This window comes from Caldimonas sp. (genome assembly GCF_046291045.1).
GTDB lineage: Bacteria > Pseudomonadota > Gammaproteobacteria > Burkholderiales > Burkholderiaceae_C > Caldimonas.
Window position 1 is genome coordinate 64,173 of record NZ_JBKBSL010000015.1, and the last position, 9,256, is coordinate 73,428.

Genomic DNA, 9,256 nt, shown 5'->3' on the forward strand with positions numbered 1-9,256 from the left:
CCGCCCGGGTCAACCCGGCGGGGCGTAGGGGTCGGCGAATCCCAGCGCGCGCATCACCGCCGATTCACGCGCCTCCATCACTTCAGCCTCGTCGTCGGCCTCGTGGTCGTACCCCTGTGCGTGCAGGGTGCCATGCACGAGCATGTGCGCGTAATGCTCGACCACTGTCTTGCCGAGCTCGGCAGCCTCACGTTCGACGACCGGTGCGCAGACGATGAGGTCGGCCACGACCACCGGTGCATGCTGGTAGTCGAAGGTCAGCACGTTGGTGGCGTAGTCGCGTCGGCGGTAGTTGCGGTTCAGGGCGCGGCCTTCGTCGGCATCGACGACGCGCACGGTGATCTGAGCGGGGGCTTCCAGCGCGGCGCGGATCCAGCGCCTGACCTTGTGGCGCGGCAGCAGTGCGCGGTGGCGCGGGTCCGCAAACTGCAGCGACAGGTGCAGCTCGGGGCGCATGCTCAGCTCTGAGCCCGCCGGGCCGCGTCATAGGCCTCGACGATGCGCGCGACCAGCGGGTGGCGCACCACGTCGGCAGCGGTGAACTGGGTCATGGCGATGCCACGCACGCGCCGCAGCACCCGCTGAGCGTCGATCAGGCCGCTGGTGGTGCCGCGTGGCAGGTCGATCTGGCTGACATCGCCGGTGATCACCGCCTTGGACCCGAAGCCGATGCGAGTGAGGAACATTTTCATCTGCTCGGGGGTGGTGTTCTGAGCTTCGTCCAGGATCACGAAGGCGTGGTTGAGGGTGCGTCCACGCATGAAGGCCAGCGGTGCGATCTCGAGCTGCCCTTTGTCGAAGGCCTTGGCGACGCGGTCGAAGCCCATCAGGTCGTACAACGCGTCGTACAGCGGGCGCAAATACGGGTCCACCTTCTGCGTGAGGTCGCCAGGCAGGAAGCCCAGGCGTTCGCCGGCTTCCACCGCCGGGCGGGTCAGCACGATGCGCTGCACGGCGGCTCGCTCCAAGGCGTCGATCGCGCAAGCCACGGCCAGGAAGGTCTTGCCGGTGCCGGCTGGGCCGATACCGAAAGTGATGTCATGGCCGAGGATGTTGCGCAGGTACAGATCCTGGTTCGGGGTGCGTCCGGCCAGGTCGGCGCGCCGGGTGCGCAACACGATCTCCTCGGCCGCACCGTCGGCGCTGGCGGCCGGCTTGTCGTCGCAGCGGGCCGCTTGCAGCACGGCCATCTGCAACATCTCGGGGGACAGCGGCTTGGCCGCGCGTTCGTAAAGCGACTGCAGCAAGGCGGTGGCCCGCTCGGCCTGCTTGCGCGGCCCCTCGATGCGGAAAGCTTCGTTGCGCCGGCTGATGCTCACGTCCAGCGCGGCCTCGATGGTCCTCAAATGCTCGTCGAGCGTGCCGCACAGGTGGGCCAGGCGGGCGTTGTCCAGCGGAAGGAAGGCGTGGCGGAGGATCACGGGCTCGGGCGGTTCAAGGCGGCTCCAAAGCCGGCATTGTCCCCCGACTTCGGGGAAAGTGGGCAACGGGCCTGGGAAGCGGCCGACCTTCGTCGCAGAATGCGCGCCATGAAGATGAACGGTGCGTCGTGGAGGATCTGGACGTGGTCTCTTGGGGGGCTGCGTTGGCTGGGCTGGGTGCTGGTCCTGGCCGGCGCCGCCTGGCCGGCGCACGCCGAGGTTCTCGTCATTCGTGAGGCCATCGTCGCGCAGGAAGCCCCCGATGGCCGCACCAGCCGGCCGGTGCTGCGCCATGTCAGCCTGCCCGACGAGTGGGCGCGCGAGCGCCCCGAATTCTCCGGGGTGCTCACCTATGCCGTGAGCTTTACCCTGCCTGCGCAGACCTTGCCGGCCCCCCAGGAACTGCTGGCCCTGTACATCGAGCGCGCCTGCACCAACGTCGAGGTTCGCCTCAACGGCCATGTGATCGGCCGCGGCGGCCGCATGAGCGAGCCCGTCACGCGCAATTGCTACCGTCCCTTCCTGTTCACCCTGCCGTCCGGCCTGCTGGATCCGTCGGGCCGCAACCATCTCGACGTGCGGGTGGTGGGCTTCCCGGCCGGGCAGGTCGCCGCCCGTCAGCGCAGCGCGGGGCTGTCCGTGCTCGAGGTGGGGCCTGAAGACGAGCTGCGCGTGCGCCACGACCGCTACCTGTTCTGGAACGTCACCGTCTTGCAGATCGGTGGCGCCGTGCTGACCGTCATCGGCCTGTTCATGCTCGGGCTGGGCTGGATCCGGCGGCCTCAGCCGATGTACCTCTACTTCGGCGCTTTGCTGATCGGCTGGTCGCTGGTCAGCGCCCGCGTGTGGTGGAGCGATCCGCCATTGACCCATGCAGCGGCCGAGGTGCTGATCAGCTGTTTGATCGCCCCCGTGGTGGCCTTTGCCATCCTGTTCCTGCAGCGCCACGCCGGGCTGCGCTACCGATGGGTGGACGTCGCGCTGTGGACGCAATGCCTGCTGGTGCCGCTCACGCTGGCCCTGGTCGGCCGGGGCCGGCTCTTCGAGGTCATGAACCTGTGGTTCGTGATCTTCGCGCTCGAGGTCGGCGCCGCCACGATCGACTACCTGGTGCAGGCCCGGCGGGCCGACCGGCCGGGCTGGCGCGGTGTGGCGGCGGTGATGATGCTCGGGGTGCTGGCCGCCGTGGCCGAAGTGGCCGTGCAGCACGGCTGGACGGAGCTGCCCAACCGCCACCTGGTGCACTTTGCGATGCCGGTGTTGATGTTCGTCGTGGCCGTGCAGGTGCTGCGCGAGTTCGCGCAGGCGCTGCAGGTGGCCGAGTCCACGCGCGACGAACTCGAGCGCCGCGTGCACGAGCGCACGGCCGAGATCGAGCGCAGCTACGCGCATCTGGCCGAGATGCGCATCGAGCAGGTGGCCGAGGCCGAGCGCAAGCGCATCGCCGGCGACCTGCACGACGACCTCGGTGCCAAGCTGCTGACCATCGTCCACACCAGCCACGACGAGCGCATCGCCACCCTGGCGCGCGAAGCCCTGGAGGAGATGCGCCTGTCGGTGCGGGGGCTCACCGGCAAGCCGGTGCGCATCGCCGACGCCTTGGCCGACTGGCGTGCCGAGACCGTGTCGCGGCTGAGCCAGGCCGCCGTGCAGGTCGACTGGGTCAGCTCCCACGAGACGGACGAGCGCAACCTCTCGGCGCGCGCCTATGTGCAGACCACCCGGATCTTGCGCGAGGCCGTCAGCAACATCATCAAGCACAGCGGGGCCAATGCTTGCACCATTCGCTGCGTGATTGACGACACCGACTTCAACCTGGTCATCCAGGACAACGGCAAGGGCATTCCGATGGAGCTGGACGGGCGGCTCGACCGCGGCCACGGCATGGCCAGCATGAAACGCCGCGCCAAACAGTTGGCCGGGCAGTGCCTGGTCGAGTCCGGGCCGGGCTTCGGCACCTTGATCCGCCTGACGCTGCCGCTGTAGCGGCCGGCCCGGGCCTGCTAACATGCGACCATGCCTCCGCCTGAGGGGCGCTTCGGCCTCGGTGCCCTGACCAGCCATGCACATCCTGCTGCTCGAAGACCTGCCTGAGATCCGCCAATGGCTCAAGGCCCTGGTGGTGCAGGTGTTCCCCAAGGCGCAGCTCGTCGAAAGCGCCCGCGTGCACGACGCGCTGCAACAGATCACCGCCACGCGCTTCGACCTGGCTCTGATCGACCTGGGCCTGCCCGACGGCTCGGGCGTCGAGGTGGTCGAGGCCCTGCGTGAACAGCAGCCCGACGCCCAGTCGGTCGTGGTGACCATCCACGACGACGACGACCACCTCTTTCCCGCACTGCAGGCCGGCGCCTTCGGCTATTTGCTCAAAGAGCAATCGCGCGACCTGCTGGCCGAGCAGCTCCAGCGCATCACCCAGGGCGAACCGCCGCTGTCGCCGTCGATCGCCCGCCGCGTGATCGCCTATTTCGCCTCGCAGGCGCGACAGCAGAAGGAGGAGACGCCGCTGCTGCCCGACGTCTCGCTCACCGAGCGCGAAAACGAGGTGCTGCTGCGCGTGGCCAAGGGCTTCACGCTGCCCGAGATCGGCCAGCAGCTCAACCTGTCGCGCCACACCATCGCCGACTACGTCAAGCAGATCTACCGCAAGCTCAACGTGTCCTCACGCGCCGAGGCCGCGCTGGAGGCGCAGCGCCTGGGCCTGTTCAAGCGCACCCCCCGATGAGCCCGCTGGCGCCGCCGGGTGCGGCGCCCCCGCGATAATCCCAGGATGATCGGTCGTCTGACGGGCGTGATCGCGGAGAAGGCCCCTCCGCAGGTGCTGATCGATGTCGGCGGCGTCGGCTACGAAGTCGACGTGCCGATGAGCACCTTCTACAACCTGCCCCACCTGGGCGAGCGCACCACGCTGCTCACCCATTTCGTCGTGCGCGAGGATGCGCAGGCGCTCTACGGCTTCGGCACGGCGGCCGAGCGCCAGGCCTTCCGCCAGCTCATCAAGGTGTCGGGCGTGGGCCCGCGCATGGCCCTGTCGCTGCTGTCGGGCCTGAGCGTGGCCGAACTGGCCCAGGCCATCAGCGTCCAGGAGGCGGGGCGCCTCACCCGCATTCCTGGCATCGGCAAGAAGACGGCCGAGCGCCTGCTCCTCGAACTCAAGGGCAAGCTCGGCGCCGAGCTGGGGGCCGCGCCGGTGTCGGTCAAGAGCGAGGCCCAGGCCGACGTGCTGCAGGCCCTGGTGGCCCTGGGCTACAGCGACAAGGAGGCCGCCGCCGCCCTCAAGGCACTGCCCGAGGATGTGGGCGTGAGCGACGGCATCAAGCTGGCGCTGAAGTCCCTCGCCAAGTGAGCCTGTCCCGCACATGAGCATCCAGACCGACGACTTCACCCCGCCGCCGCGCCCCCGGGTCGTGTCGGCCGCGCCGGCCTCACCCCAGGAGGAAGCCCTGGAGCGCGCGCTGCGCCCCAAGGGCCTGTCCGAATACGTCGGCCAGGCCAAGGCGCGCGAGCAGCTCGAGATCTTCATCGGGGCGGCCCGCAAGCGCGGCGAGGCGCTCGACCACGTCCTGCTCTTCGGCCCGCCCGGCCTGGGCAAGACCACGCTGTCGCACATCATCGCCCACGAGCTGGGCGTGAACCTGCGTCAGACTTCCGGCCCCGTGCTCGAGAAGCCCAAGGACCTGGCGGCGCTGCTGACCAACCTCGAGCGCAACGACGTGCTCTTCATCGACGAGATCCACCGCCTGAGCCCGGTGGTCGAGGAGATCCTCTACCCCGCACTGGAGGACTACCAGATCGACATCATGATCGGCGAAGGCCCGGCCGCGCGTTCGATCAAGCTCGACCTGCAGCCCTTCACGCTGGTGGGCGCCACCACGCGCGCGGGCATGCTCACCAACCCGCTGCGCGACCGCTTCGGCATCGTGGCGCGGCTGGAGTTCTACACCGCCGAGGAGCTGATGCGCATCGTCACGCGTTCGGCCGGGCTGCTCAACGCCCCCATCGACCCGGAAGGTGCGCTGGAGATCGCCCGGCGCTCCCGCGGCACGCCGCGCATCGCCAACCGCCTGCTGCGCCGGGTGCGCGACTATGCCGAGGTCAAGGGCAGCGGCCACATCGGCAAGGCGATCGCCGACCGGGCCCTGGCGATGCTCGATGTCGACCCGATGGGGTTCGACGTGATGGACCGCAAGCTGCTCGAGGCGGTGATTCACCGCTTCGACGGCGGCCCGGTGGGTCTGGACAACCTGGCTGCGGCCATCGGCGAGGAGCGCGACACCATCGAGGACGTGATCGAGCCCTACCTCATTCAGCAAGGCTACCTGCAGCGCACCCCCCGCGGGCGCATCGCCACGGCCACGGCCTATCGGCACCTGGGGTTGGTGGCGCCCAGGAGCGGTGAGGGCGGCCTCTTCGACGGCCCCTAATGCTTCAGCCGGCGTCGGCCTGCCAGGCTTGGCGCAGCCAGTCGATGTTGCCGATGCGGCGGTACCAGCGATGGCCGCCGCCTTCGAGCACTTCCGACATCTTCGGCGATCCTGCAAACACCACGATCTTGGCGCCTGGCGGGATGGCGGGGTCGCGAAAGTAGCTCGCGAAGTGACGTGGCACGCAGTCGTTCTTGAAGCTCACGCACCAGCCCTTGGGCCAATACTGCAGCAGGCCGCGCCGGGCCAATTGGGCGCTGAGGAACTGCTGCGAGATCTCGTAGGCGCGTGTGGCTGCGGCCGGGTCTGCGACATAGGCCTGCAGGATGTCCGTGTGCGCACCGACCTCGAAACGGAACACTGAGGAGTTGCCCACGCTGGCCAGGAAGCGATCTCGCGCCGGCAGCAGCTTGCGCAGCGGCTTGGTGCGGAAGAGCTCGTCGTCACGGATGATCAGAAAACGCCCCGGTGCCGAAAAGAAGGGGTCGATCGAATCGACGATCACCAGATCAAGATCCAGAAAGAGCGTGGGGCCGGACAAGTCGGCCAGCTCACGGCGGAACACGGCCAGCTTCTGCCAGCGCGTGTCCCCATGGCCCGGCGGCAGGCCTAGCGCCGGCACCGGGAAGACCTCGATGTCGGGATGCAGACCTGCGGCATCGTCGGTGAAGCAGACGAACCGATGCGGCAGCGACAGGTGGCGTCGCACGCCGGCATGCAGGTGGTTGACGTATTCGGGGCCGTACAGGCGACCCCATTTCATGCAGATGACGTTGACAGAGGAGGGGGTGGACGGAATGGTCATCGGGGACGAAGGGCAGGGCCGGGCGGCACATGTTAGTGCACGCCGCCAGGACGATGCGTCATGCCGCGGCCTGCGCGGGCCGCGGCGCGGGCCGCCCGAGGCTGCTCAACGCTGACACCCCCCACAATCCCACCACGATCAGCGCCGCCCCACCGGCCTGCGCCCCCAGGCTCAGCGTATGCGCCTGCCAGAGGAAGGCTGCGGTGGCCCCCAGCAGAGCCAGGAACAGGGCGCCGGCGGCCCATTGCGCCCAGGTCGGCATCGGCGGGTCGTAGCGCTCGAGGCGCGACAGGTCGAAGGGCGCCTTGGGGAAGCGCTCGGCCACGTCGGCCGGCCGCCAGCCCGGAGGCTTGAACCACACGCGCAGCTTGTCGCTCCAGCGCCGCGCGCGCCAGCTGTCGAGCACCAGGTCGCGGTAGACCTGCAGGTTGGCCCACACCGGGTTCCAGCTGCGCAGCGGGCTGCGCGTGCCGTAGACACAGGGCTCGCGGTCGTCCTCCTCCTGAAAGGTGCCGAACAGCCGGTCCCACAAGATCAGGATGCCGCCGTAGTTCTTGTCCAAGTACTTGTCGTTCACGGCATGGTGCACACGGTGGTTGCTCGGTGAGCAGAACACCCGGTCGAACCAGCCCAGCCGGCCGATCTGCTGGGTGTGCACCCAGTACTGGTAGAGCAGGTCGATCAGCGCCACCACGCCGAAGACCAGCGGAGGAAAGCCCAGCACCGCCATCGGCAGGTAGAAGACCCAGCCACCGATCCAGCCCGAGCTGGTCTGGCGCAGCGCGGTGGAAAGGTTGTAGTCCTCGCTCTGATGATGCACCACGTGGGCGGCCCAGAACAGCGCACATTCGTGCCCCAGCCGGTGGTGCCAGTAGTAGCACAGGTCGTACAGCAGCAGCCCCGCCACCCAGACCCACAAGGCATCGGCCGGCAGGTCCCACAAGGCCAGGTGCTGGTGGGCCACCGTGTAGATCCCCACGGTCAGGGCCTTGGTCAGTACCCCCACCACCTGGCTCATGATGCCCAGGCCGATGCTGCTCAGGGCGTCATTGAGCCGGTAGGTGTTGCGCCCGCGCCAGCGTCCCACGAGGTATTCCACCGCGATCAACAGCAGGAAGACCGGGGTGGCCAGGACGATGATCTGTGCGCCGTTCATGGGAAGCGACGGGAAGCGATGAAGCACCGATTGTGGGCATCAGCCCGCAGCGGCAGGACCCGGGGAGACCCGCATGGGCCCCGCCAGCGGACGCTCCACCCAGCGGTGGAAGGCGTGGCCGGCCGCCAGGCTCAGGCCCCAGGCCGCCAGCAGGCCCGCAGCATGCACGCCGGGGTCGTCGGGCAGCCAGCGCACACAGGCGGCATTGACCACGAGCAGCACCGGGAAATGCACCAGGAAGACCGCATAGGAAATCCGGCCCAGCCAGGCGGTTGCCGCACCGGCGCCCCAGTGGGGCAGCCGGCCGGTGCGGCGCGCCAGGTACAGCAGGGCGGCGCAGGCCAGGGCGATCGCCAGCCGTGGGCGCGGGTCCATCCACCAGGCCAGCAGCGTGAGGGCGGCCACCGCCGCGCCGGCCCCCCAGGGCTGCTGCGGCGCGGACGTCCACCAGGCCATCATCCCCAGGGCATAGGCTCCGAAGAAGTACAGGGCCCATACATCCCAGCTCGGATCGCGGTTGAAGCCGAACATCGAAGCCAGGCCCAGCACGGCCACGCCACCCAGCAGGCCCTGGGGCGCCCGATGCGGCGGCAGCAGGCGCCGGCAGGCCCAGGCCAGCGCCACGAAGAGGACGAAGAGCTGGAAATCGATGGCCACGTACCACACCCCGGCCGACAAGGCCTCCTGGCCCAGCAGATCGTGCAGCAGCAAGGCGTGGGCGACCACCTGCATCACCGTGGGCGCCGCCGGCGTTGCATCGTCGGTCATCCAATGCCGGGCCACGGCGGCGCAGACCAGACTCAGTCCGATCACCGCCAGGAACGGCCCCACGAGCCGCCGATAGCGCGCGGCCACGGCCGGCAGCGCGGCGCCCCGCAGCCGGCCGTCCGGCGCCAGGCTGCGGGCCACGAGGAAGCCCGCCACCACCAGGAACACCTGCACGACCATGCGGGCCTCCCCGGCCAACCAGCCCATCAGCGCGGGCCACAACGCATGACCGCTGTCGGCCAGCGGGCCATACAGGGCCAGGTGATGCCAGACGATCAATTGGGAGGCGCACGCCTTCAGGGCGTCCACCAGGGCCAGGCGTTCGGAATGCATGGAGGCAAGGCGGGTCGAGGCGTCCGGCCTGCAGGGGCGGACGCCCGCACAACGGCCGGACCCGCCGCGCGGTTGACCGTCGCCCCGCGGCTATCGGCCGCCGTCGGCGCACTCGTCGAGCGCTAGGTCCTGCAGGTGCTGCGTGTCGGCCCATCCCACCAGGGTGAAGCCCTCGGGGGTGTGCAGCAGTCGGTTGATGCTGGCGTTGGCCAGTTCCCAGGTGCGTGAGGCGCGCAGGTCGATCCGCGTGGCGGCGCGGTACAGGCAATCCAGCACGCCGCCGTGGGCGACCAGGGCGATCGTCTGACCGGGGTGGGCGCAGGCCAGGGCCCCGGCCTGCTCGACCACC

9 protein-coding genes and 1 pseudogene are annotated in these 9,256 nt (G+C 69.4%); 4 read left to right on the forward strand and 6 right to left on the reverse strand.

Annotated elements, in window-relative coordinates; genetic code table 11:
- Positions 1–9: 9 nt before the first annotated feature.
- Together ybeY and ACK4ZD_RS07525 are read right to left on the reverse strand one after the other, a co-directional pair.
- Positions 10–456 (reverse strand): rRNA maturation RNase YbeY, encoded by a 447-nt coding sequence (gene ybeY, locus ACK4ZD_RS07520; protein ID WP_409660158.1) that lies wholly within the window; start codon positions 454–456, stop codon positions 10–12.
- A gap of 2 nt (positions 457–458) precedes the next feature.
- A complete protein-coding gene (locus ACK4ZD_RS07525) occupies positions 459–1,421 on the reverse strand; it encodes a PhoH family protein (protein ID WP_409660160.1) in 963 nt (320 codons plus the stop codon).
- Between the two features lie 108 nt (positions 1,422–1,529).
- On the opposite strand from ACK4ZD_RS07525, the gene ACK4ZD_RS07530 reads away from it, so the two are divergent.
- The 4 genes from ACK4ZD_RS07530 to ruvB all read left to right on the forward strand — a co-directional run bounded on the left by ACK4ZD_RS07530 (position 1,530) and on the right by ruvB (position 5,845).
- Positions 1,530–3,407, forward strand: coding sequence for a sensor histidine kinase (locus ACK4ZD_RS07530; RefSeq protein ID WP_409660162.1), 1,878 nt, complete (start codon positions 1,530–1,532; stop codon positions 3,405–3,407).
- A gap of 76 nt (positions 3,408–3,483) precedes the next feature.
- Positions 3,484–4,146, forward strand: a complete 663-nt coding sequence (locus ACK4ZD_RS07535; RefSeq protein WP_409660164.1) for a response regulator — start codon at positions 3,484–3,486, stop codon at positions 4,144–4,146.
- Positions 4,147–4,191: 45 nt separating this feature from the next.
- Positions 4,192–4,767, forward strand: a complete 576-nt coding sequence (gene ruvA, locus ACK4ZD_RS07540) for a Holliday junction branch migration protein RuvA (protein WP_409660166.1) — start codon at positions 4,192–4,194, stop codon at positions 4,765–4,767.
- Positions 4,768–4,780: 13 nt separating this feature from the next.
- The gene (gene ruvB / locus ACK4ZD_RS07545) at positions 4,781–5,845 is read left to right on the forward strand and encodes a Holliday junction branch migration DNA helicase RuvB (protein WP_409660167.1); all 1,065 of its coding nucleotides are present in this window, start codon (positions 4,781–4,783) and stop codon (positions 5,843–5,845) included.
- A gap of 4 nt (positions 5,846–5,849) precedes the next feature.
- Here the strand turns inward: ruvB and ACK4ZD_RS07550 are convergent, their stop codons facing one another.
- From ACK4ZD_RS07550 to ACK4ZD_RS07565, 4 genes and pseudogenes are all read right to left on the reverse strand, one after another.
- Positions 5,850–6,650, reverse strand: coding sequence for a glycosyltransferase (locus tag ACK4ZD_RS07550; RefSeq protein WP_409660169.1), 801 nt, complete (start codon positions 6,648–6,650; stop codon positions 5,850–5,852).
- A 109-nt stretch (positions 6,651–6,759) separates the two neighbouring features.
- Positions 6,760–7,806, reverse strand: a pseudogene (locus tag ACK4ZD_RS07555) (sterol desaturase family protein); the annotation flags it as partial.
- 39 nt (positions 7,807–7,845) lie between these two features.
- Positions 7,846–8,907 (reverse strand): acyltransferase family protein, encoded by a 1,062-nt coding sequence (locus tag ACK4ZD_RS07560; protein ID WP_409660171.1) that lies wholly within the window; start codon positions 8,905–8,907, stop codon positions 7,846–7,848.
- A gap of 90 nt (positions 8,908–8,997) precedes the next feature.
- Positions 8,998–9,256, reverse strand: a 259-nt coding sequence (locus tag ACK4ZD_RS07565) for a histidine phosphatase family protein (protein WP_409660173.1), incomplete at its 5' end; no start/stop codon positions are given.